We start from the raw sequence: 25,071 nt of genomic DNA on the forward strand, positions 1-25,071 counted from the left end.
GTCGAACCGGACTCGGCCTAGTCTGGGCAGAAGTGCCAGTGGACTAAGGACGAGCACCCATGAGCATCGACGACGAATCCGTCACCACGTTGGAGGACCTTCGGGGCGACCTGGCGCAGCGGTACAAGAGGACGCCGACGGGCGGAAGTTCGATCGACAGCGCGATCGCCGAAGCCGACATGGCGGCCCTGGACCGCGACGGCTACGTCATCTGGGAGAACCTGCTGAGCGCCGAAGAATGCGCGCACATTCGCCAGACCGTGCGGCCGTGGCTCGGGCATACCGGACGCAACTCGTTCGAGGGCCGGCGTACGCAGCGGATCTACAGCGTGCTGAGCAGGACACGGGCGTGCGATCGGCTTGTCGACCATCCCCGGGTGCTCGCCGCTCTCGACCGGTTGCTGATGCCCAACTATCTGCTTTCGGCGTTGCAGGCCATCAACATTCAGCCCGGCGAGGCCGCACAGCTGGCACACCATGACGACGGCTTTTACCCGATTCCACGCCCTCGCGCGCCGCTGGCGGCCGCCACGATCTGGGCGATCGACGACTTCACCGCCGACAACGGCGCCACGGTCCTGTACCCGGGGAGCCACCGGTGGGGCAAGCGCCGGCCGGACTCCGACGACGAGGCGTTGCCGGTGGTCATGCCCGCCGGCTCCTGCGTCTTCTTCGTCGGCACCCTCTGGCATGGCGGGGGTGCCAACAACACCGCCCACGAGCGGCTGGCCATCACCGCTCAATACTGTGAGCCGTGGCTGCGGCCGATGGAGGCCTATACGTTGTCGGTGTCGCGCGACATCGCGCGCACGGTCTCCGACGACATCCGCCGCATGCTCGGCTACAGCATCCACCCGCCGTTCGTCGGCAACGTCGATGGCTTGCATCCGTTGCGGCTGTTGGGATCTGGTCCCGACGCATAGATGCGGGGCGGCTTCACCGCCTCGGACGATCCGCCTCTGCAAGAATGGTCCGATATGTCGCGATCATTCGACGTCCTGACCGAGTCGCCCGCCAGCGTTGAGCAGATTCACGCCGCGTTCGGCCGAGAGGACTATTGGCTGGCCCGCATCGCGGCCGGCGCCGCCGACACCACCTTGGATTCACTGGTGGCCGACGCCGACGGCACGGTGACGGTGCGCACGACTCAACGCCTCGGTCGTCAGCTCCTGCCCGGGCTGGTCGCCAAATTCGTTACCGGCGAGGTGAAGATCGTGCAGACCGAGACGTGGCGTCCGGACAGCGATCGCCAGGTGCGTGGGCGGGTCACCGTGTCCGCTTCGGGCGGATTGGGATCAGGCCATGCGGATACGTGGCTGGCGCCGACGGATGACAGCGGTTCGCAACTGCGCGCCGCCCTTCAGGTGAACGTCAAAATCCCTTTGGTGGGCGGCAAACTCGAAAAGTCCATCGGGGCAGGTTTGGCGGAGGGAATCCCCGAGATGCTGCGCTTCACCACTACGTGGATCGCCGAAAACACATAAAACTGCGCTTCGCAGCATTTACGCTCCCTGTCCATGGACCCGAGAGTGTCGGCCGGCATCGGCCACGGCAAGGCCTTGTCTCCGTCGGCACTGATTGCCGCATCGCTGACCGGGCTGGTGTGGCTCGCGCCCACAGCCCACGCCGACCCCGATCCCATCTCCGTCGGCGCTTATCTGCACACACTGAACGTGTTGCATGTGCCGTACGACAATCCGGGCAGGATTGTCGACATCGGGAACAACGTCTGCCAGCAAGCGCGTGGCGGCACCGACTTCGACACCATCTACCCGACGGTGGCGAGCAACGGCTACACATCCGCGCAAGCGGGTCAGATCATGGGCGCTGCCGTCGGGACATTCTGTCCCGACATGGAGGCTGCTTTCGATCGCTGGACCAACAGCTAGGCGGGGCCTGCTGGTGTCATAACGGTTCGCCGATGTCAGGGAGTAGGGCGATGTCCTCTGGCTGGCCGTACCGGCGAAACAATGCCGCAGTTTCCCGAATATTTCTGATAGCCCAATCAGTATTGAACTGGCATAGCACCTGGTACTCGTATTTGAAGCGTTGTGCCCTGTCTCCGTCTCGTTTAGCCGCTTGGCTCGTAACCACGCCTTGCATGTACCAGTAGAGAAGGTCATCGAGGCTGCCCGCCCGGTCGAAGCCGAGTTTTCCGCGCTCGTAGAAGGTGTAGTGGTAGGAACCGTCCTCGGCAACGAAAATGTTCAAACCATCGGTCGTCCGGAAGCCAACCGGCATGGGACGCACGCCGAGCCTTTCCGACAAACGATCGATTTCACTTTGAAGCGCCGCAGATTTATCGTCCAAGGCGCGGTCCGTGATCATCATGGAAAGCAGTACCTAATAGCGCCCCGTTTACGCCATCTTCGCATGCGGTCGCTGCCCACTACTTTTGACTCCGGGTTCAAACTCAACGCATCTGAAAGGTGTAAAAGTTGCCGATAGCCGTGAGTGACTGTTTCGTGAGAGTCGGATGCCTTTCGTGCATCACAGCTTCGACATAGTCCCCAGCCTCATTGAGGCTCATGCGATTCCAGTCAGGTTCCACCCTCATCGCTTCGTTAAGAATCGCATGCACCCTCTCATTTGCAACCGTAGCCCTTGATCCGAAATGCTCCTCGAACTCAACTCCATTGCTACCGGGGTAACGGCGCAAATATAGAACAATCGCTTCATTGATGTCGATACCGTCATTCTCCAAGGTCCACCTCACCCATGCCTCTCAAAAATCGTTACTGCTTCCCCTGTGTCTGGATCGATCTGCACAATGCGGCTTATATTAAGGTTTTCCATCAGTCGAGGTATCTCAATATTTTGCCAGACGTTGCCTGGGCGCAAGTTGGAACCAATGATTGCGGTAACTTCTCCTTGCGCGTTTTCCGCGTATGCCGTCGAAGCATCGTCCCAGAACTGTACCGATACCGGATCATGGCGATTCCAGACTGGGAGCGGATCAATCCCGTTGTCCGCAAGCGTCATTTCTAACGTCCTGCCCCCAGTTCCATGAGCGATCAGTTCCGCTACCCCTGAGCCATCGGGACCAACTCCGATCCCGTCGGCAGTTCTGCCCGACCAGTAATATGCGGTATTTGGCTGTGTGGTCGTGATTTCTAGAAGCTGTTCGTACGACGGCAGACTTCCGGGCAGATAGTGACCCGCACTGTCCATTGGGTAAGGGCCATCACCATGGTTACCGTCCAGGATGGAATGGTCGGCCACAAAGGGATCGTGGTGCTCACCAATTGCGGCGGGAAGGTGATCGCCAGCACCTATCGGCGGATGGCTGCCGACGAAGTCGTGTGGGACAGTGGCGGCGGCGTCGAGGTCGGCCAATTCCCCCGCACGTACGACGGCCGCTCCTTCGCCACCGAAGAGCATCGTGGGCAGCGTGGTGGCGGCGTCGGAGGTCTTGCCGCCCAAATAGTAAGCGAGGCTTGGGGAGTCTATTGCGCTCTTGATTTCCGTGAGTCCAGTGCCCACGGGGTTCAGGGCCGTTTCGGCGGTGCCTTTGAGCATCTGCTCCCATGACTTGAGCACACTTGGAGCTCCGGGGCCTCCCTGCCCGAAAAGGTTTTTGATCCCCTGCTCGGTAGCGAACCAACGGTCACTAAATCCTTCGGAGAATCCCGGTGGCGGCGGGGCCTTCGGCTCGGGTGGAACGTAGTTGGGCATCCCGTTGTCGATCCACTGCTGTGTCTGGCTCACAACGTCATTCAGCCGCGCCTCGATCTGATTCGGCGGCACACCGTCGCGAGTCATGGTCTGGCGCGCCATCGACTTGAAGCTCTCGACATCTGCTGGGTTCAGCCGCGGCGGCGGGACACCGCCGCGCCCGGGTCCGGCAGGTCCAGCCGGCAACAGCATGTCTTGCAGCGACAGGGGCTTGCCAACGGCGCCGGCGGGAACAGGCGGGCCCTTCGGCGAGGCACCGTCCGGCCCAGCGTCTGCCGGGCCATCGGGCAACAACATGTCTTGCCACGTCCGTGGCTTGCGCCCTGCTGCCGGATTGGGCGGACCTTGCGGCGGTGCGCCACCACTTGGTGCATGACCGCCGGTATCCAGCGGGACTTCGCCCACGGCAAAGCGGACGGCGGTGGCAAGCTCGTGGTCGGCGCTGTGGGCATGCACGTTCAACGCAATGAGCTGATCCTGCAGCAGCTGCTGCTGGGCGGCAAATTCTATGGGATCGCGCCCAATCCACGTGTCGCCAACGTCAATTCGCCAGTCCGGCGTGATGGTCCAGCCATTGGCCTCAGCGGCCCGCTCGATGTCCTCGAGGTCGCGCTTGCATGCGCGCACATCGCCCTCGGCGCGTGCCACCGCCGCGGCTACCTGCCGGGACTCCTGACCGTCGGCCTCGATGTCACGTCGAGCCTTACCGAGGTCAGCGCGAAACGCCTCTCCGGCTTCTCCCTGCCAGCCGCTGAGAACGTTATGCACCTGCTGGAGGTTCTCCCCCAACTGCTGCAAGGTGTTGGCGCGTCCGTTCGCGGTCTCGAACACCTTCTGGATCGCGCCGAGATCCCAACGCTTGACGTCATTGGGGGTCAGCTGCCCCACCCGTGACCCCTACTCCCGCACCGACCGAAAAGCTCGCGCCGACTCGTCCTCGTTGGTGAGGTAGCCGAGCATCGCCTCGGCGACGTGCGACCCCAGGCCGTCCACCTGCAGCTGGTGGTGGTCGTGGCGGGCCTGCCAGCGCGCCGCGAGCTCACCCAGCGCCAGCTCCGAGGATCCGATCCAGCCGGGCGCGGCCGCCGCCAGGCCGTCCTCATGACTGAAGAAATCCAACGCGGCCTCGCCGATCGCGTTGAACATGTCGTTGCTGCCGACGTGCAGTGCGGCGGGATCGACCTTCAATCCATTTGCCACGAATGTCTCCTACGGCTCGCCGGGATTGCGCTCCGAATCTTAATTTGCTGCGTAGGACCGCGCACTTCACCTCTTGCGGGTCAAGGCGCTGACCAGCTGCTTTCTTCCAGCGTGAAGACCTGCACCGCTGCGGATTTGCCCTTGAGGGCATGGGGCCCCCGATCGACGAGGCCGACAGGTCGAGAAGCCAGCGCATCGACGCACGACTCGGTGAGCAGGATCGCGTCGCCCGTCGTCTTGGTTAGCTGCTCGACGCGCGCGGCTACGTTGACGGTGTCACCGATCAGCGTGAATTCGAGCTTGCCTCCCCCGCCGATGGTGCCGGCAATTACCACCCCGGTGTTGATCCCGATGCCGATCCGCAGTGCTCCGTCGAAGCGCTCCGAAACGAGCCGCTGGATCCCGACAGCGACATGCACCGCGGCATTGGCATGTGCCGCAAGGTCGTTCGGTGCGCCGAAGACGGCGAGGGCTCCGTCGCCAAGGAACTTGTTGACGTGCCCACCGGCCTGAACGACGGCGGGCACGACGATCGCGAACAGCGAGTTGAGCCGGGCGACGGTATCCTCGGCGGTATTGGCTTCGGCGAACGGGGTGAAATCGCGAATGTCGATGAACATCACGGTCACCTCGCGGCGCTCACCGGTAAACACGTCGTCACCCTGTTCGAGCAGCCGCGCCGCCAGCGCCGGGTCGACGTAGGTGCCGAAAGCGCCCTGAAGTCGTTGCCGCTCAGCCAAACCCGCCTGCATGCGGTTGAACGACGCGGCCGGGGCGCCGAGGTCGTCGTCCTGGACGACGGGTAGGCGCTGGCTATAGTCGCCTGCCGCAACGCGTTCGGCGCCCTCGGCGAGGTCGCGGATGGGTTGCAAAGACCTCGAGAATCCAAGGCCGACGGAGACCGGTATGGCGAATACAAGGGCTAACGCGCCGCCGATCACGAGGGAAACGATGGGAGCATCACTGATTCGATTCGACGCTGCGGCAAGCAACGCGCCGCCGACAGCATAGGCAAACGCGACAGCGACCATGGACACGTTCGATCGCGCGGCGAAAGTCGGGCGAGAGCGCGGCAGTGAGTCACCGACCCCAGTGTCATTGGCGAGGGCGACCCTGGCGGGCCGCCATGCCGCCTCGATGCTGTTGTGAAGCGCGACCAACTGGACCGCTAATGCAATGGTCGCAGCCACGCTCCCGTATTGGAGTAGCCGCAACCAACTCGCTCCGGCGATCACACCGACGACGACCGACAACGCGGCAGCCCAGACAGCGGCGGCCCACATCGTGCGGGAAGTCGCCCTGCGGGAAAAGATATAGGTGCCCTCCAGGGCGGCCGCTCGATCGACCTCGCGACGACCCGCTGCCCACTGCTCCGCGAGCCGTGCCCATCGGTGATCCGGTAGAACCATGATGCATGCGAGCAGAAGCGCGGCCACCACGGTGGCTGCCGTCGCTGCAACGTAGCGATCGGACCTTTCGAACACGACGATCGGATACGAGACAAGGGTGAGGTAGATCGGCACCGAGATGACGAATGCGATCACGCCGCCCGCCCAGGTGTACCTCGCCCCGTACCGATCCCACGCCCACTGCCAGATGCGGTCCATGCGAGGAGATTAGACTCCCGCGATCTGCGGTGCGGCCGTTCTGATGCTGCCCGGTCAGAACGTTTTGCCGTGCAACTCTGCCAGCGCGTGAATCTGTTCGAGGTAGTGCTCGAGCGAATGGTGGATGAACCTGGCCGACAACGTGGTGGTCCCGGCGGCGGCGATGGTGTGCAGCGCGTCTTCGGTTTTCGCCGGTTCACCCACCGGGTCCAGTGGCTGGTCGGCGGGCAAGACGACCTCGAAGCCGTCCGGCAGCTCTCGCGCCCGCAGCCACTCGGCGGCGGTGGCGATGGACACGTAGTACGGACACCAGCCGTCGGCGAGCGTGAGCGCACGGCGCAACGACCGCTTGGTGCGCCCGCCGACCCAGATCGGCATATGTGGCTGCAGCGCACAGGGATCGATGGTGAGCCCACCGAACGAGTAGTACTCGCCGTCATACACCGGCTCGTTGGTGGGCAAGGCCGCCCGCAGCGCCTTCAGGGCGTCGTCGGCACGAGCACCGCGGTCGTCGAACGGCGCGCCCAGCAGGTCGAATTCCTCCCTGAGGCTCCCGACGCCGACGCCCAGGATCACCCGGCCGCCGCTGACGTGATCCAATGTGCCATAACGCTTTACGATCGCGAGCGGGTGGTGATAGCCAAGCACCAGGGTCATCGTGACGAGCCGAATCCGGCTGGTGCGCGCCGACACGTAGCCGAGCGTGGCCAGCGGGTCCCAGTACCGGGAGCCGCGGCGGGCGGCCTCGGTCGACGGAATGCCGATGTGCTCGCTGCAGGTGAGGTGGTGATAGCCAAGACCGTCCGCCGTCTCGGCGACGCGACCGATGTCTCCGATGGTGGCCGTCTTCTCCCACGTCAACGCCGCGCCGGCGACGTTCGTGACGACGGGTGTCGCGATGCCGAGTTTCAATCCAGCGGCTCTTCACCGGCAAGGACCGTGCGGTGCATGAGCCGGCCGCTGTCAGCGGCATACGGCAGCGCCCGGTGCATGGTCCCGGTGTTGTCCCATATGAGCAGGTCGCCCAGCTGCCACTCGTGGCGGTAGACGTAGCGCGGTTGAGTCGCCCAGTCACGAAGGCGCGCAAGCAATGCGCGGCTTTCTTCCACCGGCAGGTCGACCACGTAATCCGCCGTCGCACCGAGCAACAACGACTTGCGCCCCGATCGGTGAGTCCACACCATGGGACACGATTTCGTAGGCGATTTCTGCCAGAACGCGATCTCCTCGTAGCTCATCTCGGGTCGCACGTAGTACTGCGAGCGCTCCGCGCTGTGCACCACCCGAAGGCCGGCGATCGCCGCCTTGTCGGCCTCCGGCAGCTCCTCGTAGGCCGCGTAGGTGTTGCAGAACTCGGTCTGACCGCCGGAGTCGGACAATTTCATGGCGCGCAACAGCGTGGCCAGATTCGGATAGGGCTGCAGCGAGCCGTCGAAATGCCAGAACAGCGAGCCTTTCAGGTACTCGGCGCGCTGATTGACGTTCGTGTCGAGCGAGATCTTGTAGATCCCGCCCTCACCCTCGTTCTGCACAATGCTGCCAAGGGTTTTCGCGATGGTGACCTGCTGTTCGTCGCTGATCTGCAGTCCGCGAAAGAAGACCACCCCGCGCTGCTCGAGGATCGCGCGGATCGCCTCGGCTTCGCGACCACTGAGCAGCGTGTCGAAATCGGTCTTGATCTCGCTGCCGATCAACGGCGTGCAGTCGATGACGTCGAGTCGTGTGGTGGACAGTCCCATGCGTCAGCTCAATCTCGTGAGAATGGTCTTCGCCGAATGCTTTACCCGCGGCTGTCTCCACAACTCCACCGCCAACGAGACCGTGATCAGCGAGTAGAGCAGATTGCGCAGGTTCGCGACGTCCTCGGGCAGCGGCTCGGAATAGTCGAACTTGTCGATGTAGGCGACCGCCTCCTCGGCGTGCGGAAAAACCTCGTCGTAGAACGCCTGGATCTCGGCCATGGAGCTGTTCACACGCTTCACGTAGCGCTCGTGCCCATCCTCGATGGCCCATTCGGGCACCAGGTGCTCAAGTTGCGAGAACTCGTGCGGCAAAAGGGCATTCATCGGCCGGCCTTCGCCTTCTCGCCGGCCGCCACATAATCGCCCACCACCTTGTGCAGGTGACGCAGCAGGATCTCCTCGTCATTCATCGTGAAATGCGTGAGCGCACCGCTGTTCAGCATCGCCTGCAACCCTTCCGACGGGCTCGCGTCTTCCAGGATGATGTCGTTGAGGAAGGTAACGGTGAGCTCTTGGCCCAGCCGTTCTTTGTGCGTCTTGGGCGGCTGGTAGAACATCTCGACTTCGAAGATGTGCGAGTGCGGGCCCGTCGGCCAGTGCGTGTGCGTACTGAAACCGGACGAACCGAAGATCAGCACGAAGTTGGGGAAGAACTGGAACGAATCGAAGCCGTACTTCTCAGAACGAGTCGGATTGAGCCCAGGCGGCATCGGGCCGCGATCGGTCCGCTTGTTCCACGGCCCGGCCGCGCTCGCCTCCATCACGCATTCAATGGGCTTGGAGTACGGCGTCTTCTGCGACGGCTCGCCGGCGAAGGAAAACATCCGGTGCGGACCCTTGAGCCGGTAGGCCAGCGCGTCGGTGAACGGGTTCGGCTGGTCGAAGGCGTCTCGCGCCTCCGCGGTGAGGGCGCCGAACGAGGACGCGTGCAGATACGGCCCGTGGTAACTTTCGGCGAATCCGTCGACGAAAATCTTCCAGTTGCACTGCAATTCGACTTTGAACCGATACACCTGGTGTGGCCCCGCAAACGGATACCCTTCGATGCCGTGGGCCAGCTCGCCGAGGTAGGACCGCAGCGGCTCGGTGTTGTGCGGGTCGAGGTTGACGAAGATGAACCCCTCCCACACCTCGCATTGGATCGCCGGCACCCGACAGCTCTCGGCGTCGAAGTCGAGCAGCAGATCCTTGCGGGTGGCCGCGTGCAGCGAACCGTCGAGCTTGTAGCGCCAGCCGTGGAATCGGCAGTACAGCACCGGGGCGCGACCTTGCACCTCTTCGAACGGGTCGTCTTCCCACAGCATCTTGTTGCCGCGGTGCGGACAGATGTTGTGGAAGGCGCGGATCACGTCGTCCTTGCCGCGAACGATGATGATCGACGTGTCGAGGAATCTCAGCTCGCGGGTGAAGTAGCTTCCCGACTTCGGCACCCGCTCAACCCGTCCGACGTAGAGCCAGGTTTTTTTGAAGACGTGCTCGCGTTCCTTCTCGTAGAACTCTTCTGAGACACAGTCCTCGAGTGACACTGGGCCACGGCCCAATTCGGGATAGGCATCCGTCCAGTGCCCGCTCGACGGCTTCGTCACCAAGACGTCCTGACTCATCGGGCCCTCCTCCGCCTCTCGGCCGAAGGTAGCACTTGACCAAATGCGCAAATAGGCCTTCAATTGCAACACCCTGTTGCAATTTTGGAACACCACGTGGAGCAGAACCTGCCGTTCGACCTCGATGCCTTGCTCGTATTTGGCAAGGTGGTCGAGTGCCGCAGCCTGTCGAAGGCGGCCGCGCTGCTGGGCATGCCCAAGTCCACCGTCAGCCGCAAGCTCAGCAAGCTCGAGGCGGACCTCGGGATCAAGCTGCTGCGCAAGAACACGCACCAGCTCACCGTCACCGACCTTGGCGAGAAGATCTACAGCCACGGCGTGAACATCTTGGCCGAGGCCAACGGGGTGCGGGCGCTGGTGGAAGGCAGCAAGCTCGAGCCGCAGGGTGAGTTGCGCGTTGCCATCCCGGTCTTTGTCGGCATCGACTACGCATCGCGAGTCGGCGCCAAATTCCTGAAGCAATATCCCCAGTCGCGGCTGGATATCCGCTTGGTGGACAACGTCGTTCATCCCGTCCACGACGGGTTCGACGTGGTTTTCGGGACGGGGCCGCTGCAGGACTCGACGCTGATCGCGCGCAAGGTCTTCAGCCTCGAACTGTTCCTTTGTGCATCACCGGAGTTCATACGGGAACTACCCGAACCCATCACCGCTCCCACCCAATTGGATACCGTGCCGTTCATCGACTGCGGAGTCAGCGAGGGACCGCGCAGGCTCACCGTCGCCAAGAACAAGCGGCGCCATGAGCTCTCGCCGATGGTTCGGGCGCGAGCCAACAATTTTCAGGTGTGCAAGCAGTACATCCTCAACGGGCTCGGTGTCGGTGCGATGCCGAGCCAGATCATCGTCACCTCCGAGTTGCGGGACGGCAGCATCGTGCCGGTGCTGCCCGAATGGCGCCTCGAGCAGCTTGACGTCTACATGATCCATCCCTTCCAGCTCTCGTTCTCCACGTTGATCAGCGCGTTCTACGAGACGGCGTGCGACATCATCACCGAGAACACCGCGCGAAGCGCAGGCGGCAAAACCGGCCGTCTGCACCTATAAAGCGAAAAAGTGAGCGTTTGCTGGCGGCGAGTCCAATACTTAGGTGATGAGTAGGCCTGCACCGCCCGTGCTGACGGTTCAATCGGAGTGGTCACAGCGCAGTTTCGCGCCGGGCCACGACATCGTGGTCGGGAGTGACCTCCGCGCCGACATGCGCGTCGCCCATCCGCTGATCGCCCGCGCCCACCTCCTGCTGCGCTTCGACGGGGCCAAATGGATCGCGATCGACAACGGTTCGCCCTCCGGCGTTTTCGTCAATGGTCACCGGGTACGGGCCGTCGACATCCACGATCGCCAGAGCCTCAACCTCGCCCGGCCCGACGGGCCGCGTCTGAGCTTTGGGATCGGCCGGCACGACGGGGCGGTGGGCCAACTACCGCCCACCCTGGAGGCGGTGCCGGTGATCGCGCCGCCGGGCGCCCCGAAGACCGCCCGTCCGGAACCGCCACGGCGGCCCGGCGTCCCGCCGCCCCGCATCGCGCGACCGCAACCCGCCCCGCCGCGCTACCCGCCCGCCGGCCAGCCCCCGCGCGCTCCCCACCCGGCGCCGCAGCCGGCGGGGCTCCAGCCGCTCACCGAGATCGGGGCACAGACCCTTGAAGCCTCGGGCTTCGACAGCGCCAACCTGCGGCGCGCCGTGCAGCGGTCACGTTCGAGGCTCGGCGCGCCCCCCGCGGGGGCGGCGGTCATCGGCCGCGCGGAAGACAGCGACATCGTCATCTCGGACGTCTTGGCGTCGCGCCATCATGCCTACTTGGTGCCGGGCCCCACCGGCATGGAGATCCACGACGCGCAAAGCATCAACGGGACTTTCGTCAACGGCACCCGCATCTTGTCGGCACCGCTCACCGACGGTGACGTGGTCACGATCGGCAACGTCGACCTGGTTTTCAACGGTGAAATCCTGCTGCGCCGCGCCGAAGCCGCCACCCGCACCGGCGGGCTGGAAGTGCGGGAGGTCGACTTTCACGTCGACAACAAGCGCCTGATCCAAAAGGTGTCCCTGACGGCGCGGCCCGGGACGCTGACCGCGCTCATCGGTGGGTCGGGAGCGGGCAAGAGCACGTTGTCCCGGCTGATCGCCGGCGCCACCTGTCCGACCTCGGGCTCGATCACCTTCGAGGGCCACGACATCCACGCCCAGTTCGCGTCGTTGCGCAGCCGGATCGGGATGGTGCCCCAGGACGACGTCGTGCACCGCCAGCTCACGGTGACCCAGGCGCTGAACTACGCGGCCGAGTTGCGGCTGCCGACCGACACCAGCAAGTCCGACCGCGCGCAGGTCGTCGCGCAGGTCATCGAGGAACTCGGCTTGACCAAGCACGCCGACACGCGAGTCGACAAGCTGTCCGGCGGGCAGCGCAAGCGCGCCTCGGTGGCCCTGGAACTGCTCACCGGGCCGTCGCTGCTGATCCTCGACGAGCCCACGTCGGGCCTGGACCCCGCATTGGACCTGCAGGTCATGACGATGCTTCGGCAGCTGGCCGACGCCGGCCGCGTCGTGCTGGTGGTGACGCACTCGCTGAGCTACCTCGATCTGTGCGACCAGGTGTTGCTGATGGCGCCGGGCGGCAAGACCGCCTACTGCGGCCCACCCGGCGACATCGAAGCGACCATGGGAACCACCAACTGGGCCAAGATCTTTGGAATGGTGGGCGCGGACCCCGACGAAGCCAACCGTCGATTCCTGGCCCAAGCCAAACCGCCGCCTCCTGTATCCGACGCGGACAAGCCGGCCGATCTCGGCGCTCCGGCGCGCTCCAGCACCTGGCGTCAATTCTCGACGATCGCCCGCCGCCAGGTCCGGCTGATCGTCGCCGATCGCGCCTACTTCATCTTCCTGGCGCTGTTGCCGTTCGTGATGGGCGCGCTGGCGCTGACCGTTCCCGGCTCGACGGGATTCCGCGTGGCCGATCCGAACGGCGACGGGTCCGACGAGCCCGGATCGGTGTTGATGTTGCTGACTATGGCCGCCGTCTTCATGGGCACCGCGCTGACGATCCGCGATCTCATCGGCGAGCGCCCGATCTTTCGCCGCGAACAGGCGGTCGGCCTGTCGACCAAGGCCTATCTGCTCGCGAAGATGGCGGTCTTCTTCGTGTTCGCCATCGTCCAGTCGACGATCGCGACCACCATCACCATTCTGGGGAAAGGCGCGCCGACCCGGCCGGCCCTGCTCCTTGGCAGCGCCACACTCGAGCTGTACGTCGCCACCGCCGCCATGTGCGTGGCCGCGGCGATGATCGGCCTGGTCCTGTCCTCGCTGGCGCGCTCGAACGAGCAGATCATGCCGCTCCTGGTGGTGTCGCTCATGTTGCAGCTGGTGCTCTGCGGTGGGATGGTCCCGGTCACCGACCGGATCGGGCTGGATCAGATGTCCTGGGCGGTCCCCTCCCGTTGGGGGTATGCGGCGCAGGCTTCGACGGTCGACTTGTGGACGATCGAGCCCGGGCCGCTCGCCCCGAAAGACCGCCACTTCAAACACACGGCGGGGACATGGCTGTTCGACGTCGGCATGCTGGTGTTGCTGACGGTCGTGTACGCGGGAATCGTGGGGTGGCGCAGCCGGCTCAAGCGCCATTGATCCGTCGCTAGACGAAGTCCAAAGCCTCGACCGTCGCGACGGGGCCCTCATGGGTGGGCCGGTTTGCACCGCCAATGCAGTACACGGTGTTGCCCAGCGCCGCGACCGCCTCAGCGTGACGCGGCGTCGGCAGCGGGGGCAGCGTGGACCACTTCGCATTGGCGATGTCGTACATTTCCGCCACTCCCAACACCTGGGTTGGTTCCTCACCACCGACCGCCACGATTCGGCCATCGATGAACGCGGCGCCGTAACTTCCACGCGGAGTTGGCATGTCGACCAACTTGGTCCAGGTCCCTGCTTGGGGATCGAACCGTTCGAACGCCGCGGAGTTCTTGTCGGCGGACAAGAACCTCCCGCCGACCGCGTACATGTAGGTGCCGTCGGACGCCGCGGCCAAGTGCTCGCGCGGGGTGGGCATGTTGGCCGCGTCGCGCCACGAGCTGCCGTCGAAGACCTCGGTCTGGCCGACGAGCTGCTTGGCGTTCTGTCCGCCGGCGACGACGAGCTTGTCACCGACCACCGCGGCCGCCGGTGCCGCCCGCGCGTGGCTGAGGCCGGCCAGCTCCACCCAATTGCCGCCGCGCAACGCGAACACCTTGGTGGACGCCTGCGTGAGGTCGCCGCTGGCGCCGCCGAGGACCACCACCTCGTTGCGATACGTGGCCGCGGCGGCGTGGTGGAGCGGGACGGGCAGCGGGGGTTGGGCTTGCCAGGCGCCGGTGCGCGGGTCGTAACTCTCGACCGTCTGGAGTGCGACTCCGTCGCGCAGTCCGCCCATGATCCAGATCTTGTCGCCCAGCACGGTCCACGCCGTCATCAGCCGGGGTGTCGGCGCGTCCGGTAGCGAACGCCACTGCGCTTCCGGCTGGGCCAGGCGTGGCGGCAGTTGCAACGCCTCGGCCGTCGCGGTCACCTGGTCGTCACCGACGGCCGTCGACCCCCCGACGGCGTAGATGGACTTCCCCACCGCATCGACCGCCATGCCGTGGCGCGCAGTCCCCATGTCCGGCAAGCCATCCCACGTCTTCGTCGACAGATCGAACACCGCCACGCTCTTGAGGACTTGCCCCGCCGACTGACCCCCGGCGGCGACCAGGCGCCGGTCCGCGATCGCCACGCCAAGGTCACTGCGAGGGTGGGGAAGGTCGGGCAATTTCATCCAGGTTTTCGCGGCCGGGTCGTACGCCTCGACCGCTACCAGGTCGGCGTTCCCGTTGGTCCCGCCGACCGTGTACACCAGTTTCCCGTCCGAGGCCGCAGCCAGCATCTGTCGCGGGGTCGGGATGGGGGTGCCGAGGGTCCAGGCGTTGCCGTCGAAGATCTCGGTGGAGTTCAGCAGCGCTCCGTTGGCGTCGACGCCGCCGGTGACGATGATGCGGTCGCCCACCACGGCCGCCGCCGCTGCCGCGCGGGGCTGCAACAGGTGGGGCAGCTCCACCCAGTGGCTGTTGACCACGCGCCAAACCTGGTCGCTGGCAACCTTTTGCGCGCCCGCGGCGCGCCAGCCGCCGAGCACGATCGGGTTTCCCTGCCACGTCACGGCCATGGCCTGTTGAACCGGGACCGGGAGATCGTCGCCGCTCTTCCAGCTGTCGATGACGGGGTCATACCCCTCGTGGTTTGCGACGACGGCGTGGTTGCTGCCGATTCCGCCGAATATCCAGATCGTGCCATCGGCCTGGGTGGTTGCCGCCGCGTCGCGTGCGATGCGCGCGTTCGTGATCGGCTGCCACTTCACCGACGCCTGGCTCGGCTGGCTCGCGGCGGCCTGGGGGTGCCGCTTGCCGTGCGTCAGCAGCACGTAGACGCCGCTGCCCAGCACCAACACGGCCACCACGATCGCGACGGCGATCAGCGCCGCGGTGGCGCGGCTTCGCTTCGCTTTCGACGGTTTCGGCCACGCCACCGCGCCGGTCGCCAATCCGCGCGGCGTATCCGGAACACGGTCGGCAGGACTCGTCGGCGCGATCGCGTCGGTGACACTTGTCTGTTCGGGGATCACCTGGGTGGGCTCGGACGTGTTTGAGCCGCGCGAGATGGCGGCTGCGCGGCCCGGCTGTTGGCGACCGGGCGGCCGTGACGGCGGATGCGGTGGCGTCGAGGCGGGGCGATCTCCCAGCGCATTCATCAGCGAGGTGGCGCTTTCCGGGCCGGCGATCCGTGGGCCCGGTTTGGCGATCCTCGGCGGTCTCGGCACCGGCCGCGCGATGCGCCCCGAACCCGCACCCGCGGCGGTAATCGCCATGGAATCGGGCTTTAATCCGTTGCGGCGCAGGCTCTCCTGCAATTCGCGGCCGAACTCCGCCGCTGACGCCGGCCGTTCGGCGGGATCGAACCGCATCGCTTTTTCGATCGCCGAACAGACCGCGTCGGGGATCCCATTGGGGCGCAGGTCCGGGACCCGCGTGCTTTTGATCCGGGTGTACTGCGCGAGGAGGTCTTCGCCGCTGCGGCGCTCGTATGCGGCGTTGCCGGCGATGAGCGCATAGAGTGTGGCACCGAGCGAATAAACATCCGTCTCGACCGTCGCCGGATCGCCGGTCATGACCTCGGGCGCGAGGAAATCGACTGTGCCGGAAAACAACCCGGACGCCGTTTCATAGCCTCCAGCGACGTGCGCCGTCCCGAAATCGGTGAGCTGCGGTTCGCCGTAATCGTTGACGAGAACGTTCGCGGGCTTGATATCGCGGTGCAAAGTTCCTGTCAGGTGAGCGGTTTCGAGCGCCCCGCACAATTTCACACCGATCCGCATCGCTTCGGGCCAGGCGATCGGCCCCTCTCGCTGCACCCGCAGGCCCAGGGAACCGGCGGCGCAGTACGACATCACGATGTAAGGCCGGCCGCCCGCGGTGACGCCGACGCGCAGAATGTTGACGATGTTCGGATGGCCCGACAGGCCGCCCATGGCGTAGCCCTCGCGGAGAAATCGTTCGCGACTCTCGTCGTCGCCGAAGGTCGGCAACACCTTGATGGCGACGTTGCGACCCAGCGCAGTCTCGCGACAGCGATACACCACTCCGGCGGCGCCTCGAGCGATCTGGCGCGCGTTGTCGAATCCGGCGGCAGCCAACTCCGCGACGATGTCGCTCGGTCCCGGCGCCCGGGGGCGAGCCTTGGGTCTTTCAGCCATTTCGTGGCCTCAACTTCCCAGGCAACTGATGATCGAGTTAAGGGTAGCGAACATGAGCGCACCGGCTGAACGGTTCCGGTGAGGATCGTCGCAAAGCTCAGCCGGGGAGCAGCGCGCGATCGGCCAGCGCGCCCATCACCGGCGCCAGTTCCCGGGCGTATTCGAACGTCAGATGATTGGCGTCGTGGAACACCACGGTGTTGCCGACGATGACCGGGCATCGGTCCAAGGTGCAGAACAGCTCGGTGAGGTCGGCGTACTGTCCGCCGCCCGCTTTGGTGGCCGCCGCCTCGGCGGCGATGCCCGGATCGTTCACCGCCGTCGATCTCGGCGGCGCGCAGGCCGTCGCGTCATCGAGGTGACCGGACAGGCAGGTCGGCACCAATGCGTGCGGATCCGGGGCCGGCCCGAGCACCAGCACCTTGGCACCGGTACCGCGCAGCTGCTGGACGAGTCGGGTCAGGCTGCCGAGCCAGGCCGAGTCGTATGACGTGACACCGGCCGGAAAGTCGTAACGGTCACCGTATTTGCGCCACAGGCTCAACACGACCAACTGTGGATGCTGGTTGCGCAGGCGGGCGACGACCAGATCGCGCCACTTGTCGCACTCGGTGAATTCCCGGCGCAGGAACGGGTTGATGATGGGCAGGTCCAGCATCGGGCAGCCGCCCTTGGTCAGGGCTTCCAGCCGCCAGTGCCGCCGCCCGGTGACCTGCTGGAATGCAGGGATCCACATCGCTGCGGTCGAGTCACCGACCAGGGCGACGCCGGTCTTCGACGCCCTGTCGCCGCTGATGCACTCGGGCTGATCGGCCTCCAAAAAATTGCGCAAGCAACCCTTGAAGTAGGCGATCGGGTTTTCGGCTGAAGCAGCGCCGATCGATGGGTCGAGATTCGACGGAACCGCCTTGAGGTCGGCGGACACCGCGACCATCGTCTGCACTTGCGCAAACGCGTACTGCACCGCCGCGTCGTACGCGTCGAGGCTGTCACCCGCCGGTGGTATCGGCCCGGTGACTTTCAGCGCCGCCGCCGGGGCACCGTGACCGACGGGGGCGGGGATCGCCACCAGCAACGCCGCGCCCACGCATACCGCCACCGCGGTCGCACCACCACCGAGCAACAGGCTGCGGAACGCGGACCGGCGCACGAAAGGGGCGAAGCGGAGCGGGTTTTCGATGAAGCGCAGGGTGAGCACGGCCAGGCCGCCGGATATCGCGACCGTCGCCAGCCTGCCCACCAGTCCCAGCGGATGGCCCAGCAACGGCGGCGCGAGCAACAACACGGGCCAGTGCCAGAGATACCACGAATACGAAATTCGGCCGATGGCTCCGATCGGCGACCACGCCAAAAGGTGCCCACACCCTCGAGTGGGGTGGAGGCAGCCAGCGCCGATCACGAGTGCGGTGCCGAGCACGGGCAGCAGGGCGGCCGTGCCCGGGTAGGGCGTGGTCACGCTCAAGACCGTGCAACCCAGCAGGATCAGTGCCAGGCCTGCCCATCCGGCGATCGCCGCAGGCAGCGCCGCGAGCCGGCGCCACTGGGTGGTCGTCAGGGCCACCAGGCCGCCCACGGCCAACTCCCACGCCCGGGTGGGCAGTGAAAAGAACGCGACGGAAGGCACGATCGGAGTGGCCAGCAGCGACGCGGCAAACGACAGGACCGCGACCAGCGCAAGGGCCAGGACATAAGGACGCTCGGACGACACGCCCGTGGCGCGCCGACGCCGCCGCCGGATGGCCCAGGCCGTACCGATGATGACGGCCGGCCACACCAGGTAGAACTGCTCCTCTACGCCCAGTGACCAGTAGTGCTGGAACGGCGACGGCGGCGTGTAGGCAAGTTGGTAGTCGATCCCGTGGAAGACGAACCAGTAGTTGCCGATGTACAGCGCGCTGGCGATGCCGTCACCGATGACGCCCTCGGCTTGCAACGGGGGTAACAGGATCGCCGAGGCGATCGCGGTGACAACGCCCACCGCAGCCGATGCCGGCAGCAGCCGGCGGGCTCGCGCCCCGTAGAAGCGGCCCAGCCGGACGGTGCCCGCAGTGCTTACCTCGCGGTAAAGCATTCCGGTGATGAGGAATCCCGAGATGACGAAGAACACGTCCACGCCGGTGAACCCACCGCCCACACCGGGCACGCCGGCATGAAAGAGCACGACGGCCAACACCGCGACGGCACGCAGGCCTTCGAGGTCTTGGCGAAATGCCGGCTTCGGCGGACGTAGGCCCCGCGCTTGCGTGACGGGGCTGACGCTCTCAACGTCTGCCATCGTCACCAACTGGGTGAAGGGCAACTCTCGAGAATGGTAGATACATGCGAAATCGCGACGGGGGCAGCTATGTCAATATTTGCGCCAATTACCGTCTGACCCCCCTTGACCCCAACCGCCCCTTCAGTCCGAGGTGACTATAGCTATCTCCGAGGCCATGTGCGGATATACGTCCGAATTGCCTCCCGCTTCGAGGAACCCCCTGGTAAATACCGGCGCCGCCGAGCGAGACTGACAGCTATGAGTTTCGTGGAGGAAAAGGTGCTTCCGCAGCTGCTGCGAGTGCACGACGCGGTGTATCAAAAGACGAACGGCTGGATCGGTCACCGCGCGCTGTGGATACCGAGCCTGCTACTGCATACCGTCGGCGCGAAGACCGGTAAACGACGCACGACGTCGCTGACCTATGCCCGCGACGGTGACAAATATCTGGTCGTCGCCTCCAAGGGCGGCGCGCCCGAAGCCCCCGGCTGGTACCACAACCTGAAAGCCAACCCCGACGTCGAGATCAACGTCGGCCCAAGGCGTTTCGCTGTCACCGCGCGACCGGTGCTGCCCGAGGACCCCGACTACCCGCGGCTATGGCAGATCGTCAACAAGAACAACCAAAACCGCTACGTGGAGTATCAGAAGCGAACGTCACGACCCATCCCGGTGGTCGTCCTGAGTCCGAAAGGCTAGAACGATTCACCCTCTGACCTCGCCCGAGCAGGTTTGAAACCGGCGAGTCTGGATACCTCCCGGGATGTCGAGCAAGCGGCTAGCGCTTCTTGACCGCAGGGACCTAGGGAAGGGGTTTTGCCATGATGCTCTCCAAGGTTGCCATGAAGACGACGGCGGCCGCCGCCGGCATCGCGACGGCGGGGATTCTGATGGCGTCGCCGGCGCTGGCGGATCCGCAAGTCGTAGCGTTTGGCCAATCCGCAGAGATTCCGAGTGCAAACGGCGCAGAAGCCATCAATTACACCGTGAACAACTTGCAGCCCAGCGGCCACAACGACGGCATCTGGTACTCCGACGTCACGGCCACAGGTGTGCGCGGTAACGCGACTCCGGTCATTGCCGACTTCAACGCACGTGCCGTCAACAGCTCGACCTACGCGGTCATGAAAGGGCATGAAGTAGACGGCCTCCCGAACCAGCCGATCGCGCCGGGCGCCCAGGCGACCGGGCGTCTCTACTTCGACGTTCGAGGCGGCACGGCGCCGGACAGCGTCGTCTACCGGGACGCCGCCGGCGTCGACAAGGTCGTCTGGAAGAGCTAACGGCGCAGACGGGCTGTTGACCGCTCGTCAGCCATTCGGCTGCGGCGCCGAGGCACGGTGTCCCTGATGGTCGCCGTCTACCGCGCGCCGATGCGATCCCGCAACGATGCCGTCGAGCACCAGGCCACGATCGATCGGGCTCGACGGCTCGCGCTGTGCGGCTTCGGGCAATACGTGGATCGCTCGGGCGAACAGGAGCGGCTTGTCCGTCGGGTCGGCCGATTCGCCGAGGTTGACGAGGGCTCGTTTGTGTGGACCCGCGACACCGACGGGTGGTTCTGGTTGGGCCGTATCTCGGGTTCTTACTTCTACGACGCCGACGAAACCGCTGCAGCGGTCGACCTAGTGCACACAAGACCCTGCGAGTGGGCGCCCATGCCAGTGCTGGAGCAGGATGTCCCGACCGCGGTCGTCGCCACATTCCGTCGGGGTGGACGGAACTTCCAGGAAATCCACCATCGGTCGATAAGTGAAGAGACACAGAGGATTTGGGATGCGCGGACAACTCAGCCCGATGACCGTGATCGAAAAAGAACTGGACAGACATTGTGAGCTCTGGCCAGTTCGCTTTCAGTGGAGCTGCCGGGAATCGAACCCGGGTCCTACGGCATTCCCTCAAGACTTCTCCGTGCGCAGTTCGCTATGCCTCTACTCGGATCTCCCGGTCACGCGAACAAGCCGAGATGACGATCCCAGTCGCTGTTGGTGTCCCGATAAGTCCCGCGACCGGACTCATCGGTGGATCCCTCTAGCTGACGCCAGGCTCCGGGTCGAGGGCGTTCCCGGTCTGACGGACTAGCTGTCGCTTAGGCAGCGAGAGCGTAGTCGCGCTGATGTGAATCGGCGCTTATCTGTTTGCAACGACGCTTACGGTGGTCGGTTGCCTGCACCGGCACGCTTCCCTTGATTCGATGCGCGAAGTCGAAACCTTTCAGCCCCTCGCACCCCACCGACTTTCGGCAGGAATATCAATGGTACCTGGCTATCAACCAGCAGCAACGAGATTATCTTCCCCGGCCGGGCTGCGAGCGTCGACTCGTTGCGCGAAAAACCCCCAGATCAACGCATCAACCCGACGTTCGTCGCGAAAGGCGACGAAAAGCGATCAGATCACAAAGTTGAGGTGCTCGACGATCTGGCCGGCCACGTCTTTGTCGCCACCGAGTTCGACGTCCTGGGCGCGCGCGGGGCACATCGGCCGGCCGCCGGCGAGCCTGGTGAACTGCAGCCCGTCCAGCCGGATCGTCGCCGTCGGCTCTTGTCCCGCGAAGCTGTCGACGACGGCGGCCCGACCGTCGACCCTGACCCGGATGGTGCGGGCCAGCGGGCCGGTGAGCTCGAACTGGACGCGCGAACCCTCGGGGGCCTTGGCCAGCCTGCCCACGACGTAGCCCATCGTGGCGGCGATCTCGTCGACGGCAAGCGAGGCCGCCGGGCCGGCGAGCTCGTCGTCGGAGGGCGGCCGCTCCAATGCGACGCGGATGTCTTGCTCGTGCATCCAGCAATCGAACACCCGGATCCGCATGAACCGGCCGTAAGTGTCCGGGCCCGTTGGGGTCGCCGTCACCGCGTTCCACTCCTCATCGGACAGGGCCGTCAGGGCCGCGCGCCGGTCGTCGGTGATCGCCCGGAAGCTTTCCAGCACATCGGCATCCGCGTGGGCGCCCAGATGGCGAACCCAGCACTCGTTCATCGCTCCGATGTCGTTTCGCACGTGCTCCAGCGCGGAGACGTCGATGTCGGGCTGGGGCGCGGCGATGCCGGCGAGGAAGGACTCGGTGCCGATCATGTGCGACACCAAGGCCTTGACGTCCCAGCCCGGCAGCGGACTCGCGGCCCGCCATTGCGCCTCGGACAGGCCCGCCAACAGCGCGTCGAGGTCGTCCCAAACGGCGAAGAGGCCGGTGAGGACGGTGGACTTGTCGAGTTTGGTGACGGGGCGATCGGCCATGGTCAGGATCGTAGGCCGGTCAGGCCGACGCGATCATCGCCACGGACCCCATGGCGAGCACCATCCCGATCCCCTGCCAGCGGGTCACCCGCTCCCGCAGCACGACCATCGCCAGAACGACCGTCGCCGCCGGATACAGGGAGATCAGGATGCTGGCCAGCGACAGCAGCCAGGTGTGCAGGGCCGCCAGCATGGTGATGTTGGCGAAGATGTCCAGGACGGCAACGGCGACCGCCAACCGCAACGGCTTGCCGCGCGGCATCTTCAGGTTCTGGCTGGTTGCGGCCATCGCGAAGATCACCAGGCTGGCCGCCACCCGGGCGAAGACCAGCGGCCAGAGCTTGCAGACGTGGGGCGCCTGGTGCAGAAACACCAGGTTCAGTCCCATCGCCGAGCCCGCAACGACCGTGAGCCAGGCCACTTTTGGGGTGAACCGATACGGGGTCCCCTCGACGGGGGCCTCGCGGCTGACCAGCATCACCGCCCCCAGGGCCAGCACGACACCCACCAGGGCCGCCTGCCCCGGCCGCTCCCCCAGAGCCATACCCACCGCGACGGGTACCGCGGCGTTCAGCACGGCCGCCAGCGGTGAGACGACGGAGATCGGTCCCGAACCGAGCGCCGCGAAGAACGCCCACATGCCGAAGGCCATGCCGATTCCGTAGAGGGTCCCCCACAGAACGGCCCCGACATGAATAGGGCCACCGACGAAGATGGCCATCACACCGAGGAGAACTGTCTCGATCGGATAGGCGACCAGCATGACGCGCAGCGCGGCCACCCGCCGAGCTGCGACACCGCCCACAAAATCGCTGACACCGTACGTAACGGCTGACAGCTGGGCGTACGCGGCCCCGATCAGGTCATGCCCTTTGCTCGGCGCCCCAGTTCACGGACCACTTCGCGCTGTGCGTCGCGCTGGGCCATGTCCTGGCGTTTGTCGTAAGCCCTTTTGCCGCGCGCAAGAGCCAGTTCGACCTTGACCTTGCCCTCGGAGAAATACAGAGACAGCGGCATCAAGGCGAGGTTACCATCTCGAATCTTGCCGACCAGCCTGTCGATTTGTTGCCGATGTAACAACAACTTTCGGTTGCGCCGGGGGTCATGATTGGTCCAGCTACCGTGCTGGTACTCCGCAATGTACAAGTTGCGCAACCACACTTCGCCGTCGTCGATCGTTGCGAAGGCGTCAGCTAACGAAGCTTGGCCCTCGCGCAGGCTTTTGACCTCGGTGCCTTGCAGCGCGACCCCGGCCTCGAACGATTCGATGATCGAATAGTTATGCCGCGCTTTGCGATTGGTGGCCACAACTTGTTTGCTGCCACCTTTGCCGCCCGCCGCCTTGGCCCGGCCGGATCCCTTGGCCACAGCTACCGCCGGATATAGAGGCGCAAGGTCGCGTACGCCGTCAGGGCCGCCATCGACACGCCGAGCAGAAACAGCCACGGCGAGATATAGAGGATGTCGGCGTAGTCGACCTTGGCGATCAGGTGAGCTTGGTAGAACTGGCTCAGCGCGTTGTCCAGGAACAAGGCCCGCACCAACATCAGGCCGATGACCGCGATCGCGACACCGATGGACGCGGCCAGCATCGCCTCCACCAGGAAGGGCAGCTGGGTGTACCACCGGCTGGCGCCCACCAGCCGCATGATCCCGATCTCCGTGCGTCGGGTGTAGGCCGCGACCTGCACCATGTTGGCAATCAACAGGATCGCCCCGACCGCCTGCACCAGCGCGACGGCGAACGCGGCATCCCGCAACCCGTCCAGCACCGCGAACAGCCGGTCGATCAGATCCTTCTCGTTGAGGATGCTGCGCACCCCCAGCTGCCCCTGCATTGCTGCGTCGAATTCCGCGTGCTGTTCGGGATTGTTGAGTTTGACGATGAACGACGCGGGGAACGAGTCCTTGCCCGCGACGTCCTTGAACTCCGGGAACTTCTTGATGGCGTCGTTGTAGGCGTCCTGCCGGTTGACGAACCGCACCGACTTGACGTCCTGTCGCGCATCGACCTTCTCGCGCAGCGCCTTACACGGAGCTGAGGCGCACGTCGCGTCGTTGGCGGAGATGTCGTCGGTCAGGAAGACCTGCGTCTCGACGCGGTCGAGATAGATCTCCCGGGAGTTGTCGGCCAGCCGTACCACCAGCAGGCCGCCGCCGAACAGCCCGATCGAGATGGCGGTCGTCAGGATCATCGCGGCCGTCATCGTGACGTTGCGGCGAAGGCCGGTCAGGACCTCGTTGAGCAGGAAGCCGAAGCGCACTTAGCGGTCCATCCCGTAGATGCCACGCTGCTCGTCGCGCACCAGCCTGCCCAACGACAGCTCGACGACGCGCTGGCGCATCGAGTCGACGATGTGATGGTCGTGCGTCGCCATCAACACCGTCGTCCCGGTGCGGTTGATCCGCTCCAACAAATCCATGATGTCCTTACTGGTATCTGGGTCGAGGTTGCCCGTCGGCTCGTCCGCCAGCAGCACCAGCGGCCGGTTGACGTAGGCCCGCGCGATCGCCACGCGTTGCTGCTCGCCGCCGGACAGCTCGTGGGGCAGCCGGTTTGCCTTCCCCGACAGGCCGACGGTTTCCAGCACGTCGGGCACCACGCGGTTGATCGCGTCGCTGCGTTTGCCGATCACTTCCAGCGCGAAGGCGACGTTCTCGTACACGGTCTTCTGCTGCAGCAGGCGAAAGTCCTGAAAGACCGTTCCGATCACCTGACGCAGCTTCGGTACGTGACGACCGCGCAGCTTGTTGACGTGGAACTTCGACACCCGGATGTCGCCGGAGGTCGGGTTCTCCTCGCCGAGCAGCAGCCGCATGAACGTCGACTTGCCCGACCCCGACGGGCCGATCAGGAAGACGAATTCACCCTTGTCGATCTTGACGTTGACGTCCTCCAATGCGGGACGGGCCGCGCTTTTGTACTTCTTGCTGACGTGGTCCAGGGTGATCATCACGGCACGCCAGTGTAGCGGTGATTTTCGCTGG

General features: G+C 65.2%; 24 protein-coding genes and 1 other RNA gene. 8 read left to right on the forward strand and 17 right to left on the reverse strand.

From position 1 onward, the window contains the following. Positions 1-59 precede the first annotated feature (59 nt). From W7U_RS14895 to W7U_RS14905, 3 genes are read left to right on the forward strand one after another with little or no spacing between them, the layout of a single operon-like run. Entirely contained in the window at positions 60-923 is an 864-nt protein-coding gene (locus tag W7U_RS14895; RefSeq protein ID WP_008259328.1) for a phytanoyl-CoA dioxygenase family protein, read from the forward strand. Positions 924-977: 54 nt separating this feature from the next. Beyond that, complete coding sequence (locus W7U_RS14900; protein ID WP_014385546.1) at positions 978-1,484, forward strand: DUF2505 domain-containing protein; 507 nt, start codon at positions 978-980, stop codon at positions 1,482-1,484. A 33-nt stretch (positions 1,485-1,517) separates the two neighbouring features. Next, a complete protein-coding gene (locus tag W7U_RS14905; protein ID WP_232518833.1) occupies positions 1,518-1,889 on the forward strand; it encodes a DUF732 domain-containing protein in 372 nt (123 codons plus the stop codon). 16 nt (positions 1,890-1,905) lie between these two features. Here W7U_RS14905 and W7U_RS14910 read toward each other — a convergent pair whose 3' ends face one another. The 9 genes from W7U_RS14910 to W7U_RS14950 all read right to left on the reverse strand — a co-directional run bounded on the left by W7U_RS14910 (position 1,906) and on the right by W7U_RS14950 (position 9,828). Then, complete coding sequence (locus W7U_RS14910) at positions 1,906-2,331, reverse strand: hypothetical protein (RefSeq protein ID WP_008259331.1); 426 nt, start codon at positions 2,329-2,331, stop codon at positions 1,906-1,908. Between the two features lie 82 nt (positions 2,332-2,413). Next, positions 2,414-2,704, reverse strand: coding sequence for a hypothetical protein (locus W7U_RS25655; protein WP_083212179.1), 291 nt, complete (start codon positions 2,702-2,704; stop codon positions 2,414-2,416). 8 nt (positions 2,705-2,712) lie between these two features. After that, positions 2,713-4,563, reverse strand: coding sequence for a hypothetical protein (locus tag W7U_RS26490; protein WP_020823298.1), 1,851 nt, complete (start codon positions 4,561-4,563; stop codon positions 2,713-2,715). A gap of 9 nt (positions 4,564-4,572) precedes the next feature. Continuing rightward, a complete protein-coding gene (locus tag W7U_RS14925) occupies positions 4,573-4,875 on the reverse strand; it encodes a hypothetical protein (RefSeq protein ID WP_020823299.1) in 303 nt (100 codons plus the stop codon). Positions 4,876-4,955: 80 nt separating this feature from the next. Continuing rightward, positions 4,956-6,482, reverse strand: coding sequence for an adenylate/guanylate cyclase domain-containing protein (locus tag W7U_RS14930; RefSeq protein ID WP_008259336.1), 1,527 nt, complete (start codon positions 6,480-6,482; stop codon positions 4,956-4,958). Positions 6,483-6,536: 54 nt separating this feature from the next. Then, entirely contained in the window at positions 6,537-7,394 is an 858-nt protein-coding gene (locus W7U_RS14935; RefSeq protein ID WP_008259337.1) for a TIGR03619 family F420-dependent LLM class oxidoreductase, read from the reverse strand. After that, positions 7,391-8,221 (reverse strand): TauD/TfdA family dioxygenase, encoded by an 831-nt coding sequence (locus W7U_RS14940; RefSeq protein WP_008259338.1) that lies wholly within the window; start codon positions 8,219-8,221, stop codon positions 7,391-7,393. The genes W7U_RS14935 and W7U_RS14940 overlap by 4 nt, the downstream gene beginning before the upstream one ends. A 3-nt stretch (positions 8,222-8,224) precedes the next feature. Further along, a complete protein-coding gene (locus tag W7U_RS14945) occupies positions 8,225-8,548 on the reverse strand; it encodes a hypothetical protein (RefSeq protein WP_008259339.1) in 324 nt (107 codons plus the stop codon). After that, the gene (locus tag W7U_RS14950) at positions 8,545-9,828 is read right to left on the reverse strand and encodes an aromatic ring-hydroxylating dioxygenase subunit alpha (protein ID WP_008259341.1); all 1,284 of its coding nucleotides are present in this window, start codon (positions 9,826-9,828) and stop codon (positions 8,545-8,547) included. Before W7U_RS14950 ends, W7U_RS14945 begins: the two co-directional genes overlap by 4 nt. A 96-nt stretch (positions 9,829-9,924) precedes the next feature. On the opposite strand from W7U_RS14950, the gene W7U_RS14955 reads away from it, so the two are divergent. Together W7U_RS14955 and W7U_RS14960 are read left to right on the forward strand one after the other, a co-directional pair. Then, positions 9,925-10,875 carry a LysR family transcriptional regulator gene (locus tag W7U_RS14955; protein WP_008259343.1) on the forward strand — a complete coding sequence of 317 codons (951 nt, stop codon included), beginning with the start codon at positions 9,925-9,927 and terminating at the stop codon, positions 10,873-10,875. A 46-nt stretch (positions 10,876-10,921) separates the two neighbouring features. Beyond that, complete coding sequence (locus W7U_RS14960; RefSeq protein WP_036429415.1) at positions 10,922-13,459, forward strand: ATP-binding cassette domain-containing protein; 2,538 nt, start codon at positions 10,922-10,924, stop codon at positions 13,457-13,459. A gap of 7 nt (positions 13,460-13,466) precedes the next feature. Here W7U_RS14960 and W7U_RS14965 read toward each other — a convergent pair whose 3' ends face one another. Together W7U_RS14965 and W7U_RS14970 are read right to left on the reverse strand one after the other, a co-directional pair. Then, on the reverse strand, positions 13,467-16,592 hold the full coding sequence (locus W7U_RS14965; protein WP_008259346.1) for a kelch repeat-containing protein: 3,126 nt from the start codon (positions 16,590-16,592) through the stop codon (positions 13,467-13,469). 97 nt (positions 16,593-16,689) lie between these two features. Then, positions 16,690-18,891: an acyltransferase family protein gene (locus W7U_RS14970; protein ID WP_008259350.1), complete on the reverse strand. Its 2,202-nt coding sequence runs from the start codon at positions 18,889-18,891 to the stop codon at positions 16,690-16,692. Between the two features lie 216 nt (positions 18,892-19,107). Here W7U_RS14970 and W7U_RS14975 point away from each other — a divergent pair, with 216 nt between their 5' ends. The 3 genes from W7U_RS14975 (at position 19,108) to W7U_RS14985 (ending at position 20,684) form a co-directional block, all read left to right on the forward strand. Then, positions 19,108-19,548 carry a nitroreductase family deazaflavin-dependent oxidoreductase gene (locus W7U_RS14975; protein ID WP_008259352.1) on the forward strand — a complete coding sequence of 147 codons (441 nt, stop codon included), beginning with the start codon at positions 19,108-19,110 and terminating at the stop codon, positions 19,546-19,548. 122 nt (positions 19,549-19,670) lie between these two features. Next, the gene (locus W7U_RS14980; RefSeq protein WP_008259353.1) at positions 19,671-20,132 is read left to right on the forward strand and encodes a DUF1942 domain-containing protein; all 462 of its coding nucleotides are present in this window, start codon (positions 19,671-19,673) and stop codon (positions 20,130-20,132) included. A gap of 66 nt (positions 20,133-20,198) precedes the next feature. After that, a complete protein-coding gene (locus W7U_RS14985; RefSeq protein ID WP_008259355.1) occupies positions 20,199-20,684 on the forward strand; it encodes a hypothetical protein in 486 nt (161 codons plus the stop codon). A 19-nt stretch (positions 20,685-20,703) separates the two neighbouring features. Here W7U_RS14985 and ssrA read toward each other — a convergent pair. The 6 genes from ssrA to ftsE form a co-directional block, all read right to left on the reverse strand. Beyond that, positions 20,704-21,071: a transfer-messenger RNA gene (gene ssrA, locus W7U_RS25090) on the reverse strand. Positions 21,072-21,237: 166 nt separating this feature from the next. Then, the gene (locus W7U_RS14990) at positions 21,238-22,083 is read right to left on the reverse strand and encodes a maleylpyruvate isomerase family mycothiol-dependent enzyme (RefSeq protein WP_008259357.1); all 846 of its coding nucleotides are present in this window, start codon (positions 22,081-22,083) and stop codon (positions 21,238-21,240) included. 19 nt (positions 22,084-22,102) lie between these two features. Further along, entirely contained in the window at positions 22,103-22,945 is an 843-nt protein-coding gene (locus tag W7U_RS14995; protein ID WP_072501403.1) for a DMT family transporter, read from the reverse strand. Further along, complete coding sequence (gene smpB, locus W7U_RS15000; RefSeq protein ID WP_009954261.1) at positions 22,942-23,451, reverse strand: SsrA-binding protein SmpB; 510 nt, start codon at positions 23,449-23,451, stop codon at positions 22,942-22,944. Before smpB ends, W7U_RS14995 begins: the two co-directional genes overlap by 4 nt. A 2-nt stretch (positions 23,452-23,453) precedes the next feature. Further along, complete coding sequence (gene ftsX, locus W7U_RS15005; protein ID WP_008259364.1) at positions 23,454-24,347, reverse strand: permease-like cell division protein FtsX; 894 nt, start codon at positions 24,345-24,347, stop codon at positions 23,454-23,456. Next, positions 24,348-25,037, reverse strand: coding sequence for a cell division ATP-binding protein FtsE (gene ftsE / locus W7U_RS15010; RefSeq protein WP_008259365.1), 690 nt, complete (start codon positions 25,035-25,037; stop codon positions 24,348-24,350). Positions 25,038-25,071: the final 34 nt, after the last annotated feature.

The organism is Mycobacterium sp. H4Y (genome assembly GCF_000364405.1).
Lineage (GTDB): Bacteria > Actinomycetota > Actinomycetes > Mycobacteriales > Mycobacteriaceae > Mycobacterium > Mycobacterium intracellulare.

Excerpts from the sequence above, each read along its gene's own strand:
- W7U_RS14975 (WP_008259352.1), top strand. The coding sequence starts at position 19,108 with ATGAGTTTCGTGGAGGAAAAGGTGCTTCCGCAGCTGCTGCGAGTGCAC.
- W7U_RS14895 (WP_008259328.1), top strand. The coding sequence starts at position 60 with ATGAGCATCGACGACGAATCCGTCACCACGTTGGAGGACCTTCGGGGC.
- W7U_RS14930 (WP_008259336.1), bottom strand. The coding sequence starts at position 6,482 with ATGGACCGCATCTGGCAGTGGGCGTGGGATCGGTACGGGGCGAGGTAC.
- W7U_RS14910 (WP_008259331.1), bottom strand. The coding sequence starts at position 2,331 with ATGATGATCACGGACCGCGCCTTGGACGATAAATCTGCGGCGCTTCAA.
- W7U_RS14950 (WP_008259341.1), bottom strand. The coding sequence starts at position 9,828 with ATGAGTCAGGACGTCTTGGTGACGAAGCCGTCGAGCGGGCACTGGACG.
- W7U_RS14960 (WP_036429415.1), top strand. The coding sequence starts at position 10,922 with ATGAGTAGGCCTGCACCGCCCGTGCTGACGGTTCAATCGGAGTGGTCA.
- W7U_RS14905 (WP_232518833.1), top strand. The coding sequence starts at position 1,518 with ATGGACCCGAGAGTGTCGGCCGGCATCGGCCACGGCAAGGCCTTGTCT.
- W7U_RS14985 (WP_008259355.1), top strand. The coding sequence starts at position 20,199 with ATGGTCGCCGTCTACCGCGCGCCGATGCGATCCCGCAACGATGCCGTC.
- W7U_RS14945 (WP_008259339.1), bottom strand. The coding sequence starts at position 8,548 with ATGAATGCCCTTTTGCCGCACGAGTTCTCGCAACTTGAGCACCTGGTG.
- W7U_RS14900 (WP_014385546.1), top strand. The coding sequence starts at position 978 with ATGTCGCGATCATTCGACGTCCTGACCGAGTCGCCCGCCAGCGTTGAG.
- W7U_RS14965 (WP_008259346.1), bottom strand. The coding sequence starts at position 16,592 with ATGGCTGAAAGACCCAAGGCTCGCCCCCGGGCGCCGGGACCGAGCGAC.
- ftsE (WP_008259365.1), bottom strand. The coding sequence starts at position 25,037 with ATGATCACCCTGGACCACGTCAGCAAGAAGTACAAAAGCGCGGCCCGT.
- W7U_RS14980 (WP_008259353.1), top strand. The coding sequence starts at position 19,671 with ATGATGCTCTCCAAGGTTGCCATGAAGACGACGGCGGCCGCCGCCGGC.
- W7U_RS14940 (WP_008259338.1), bottom strand. The coding sequence starts at position 8,221 with ATGGGACTGTCCACCACACGACTCGACGTCATCGACTGCACGCCGTTG.
- W7U_RS14990 (WP_008259357.1), bottom strand. The coding sequence starts at position 22,083 with ATGGCCGATCGCCCCGTCACCAAACTCGACAAGTCCACCGTCCTCACC.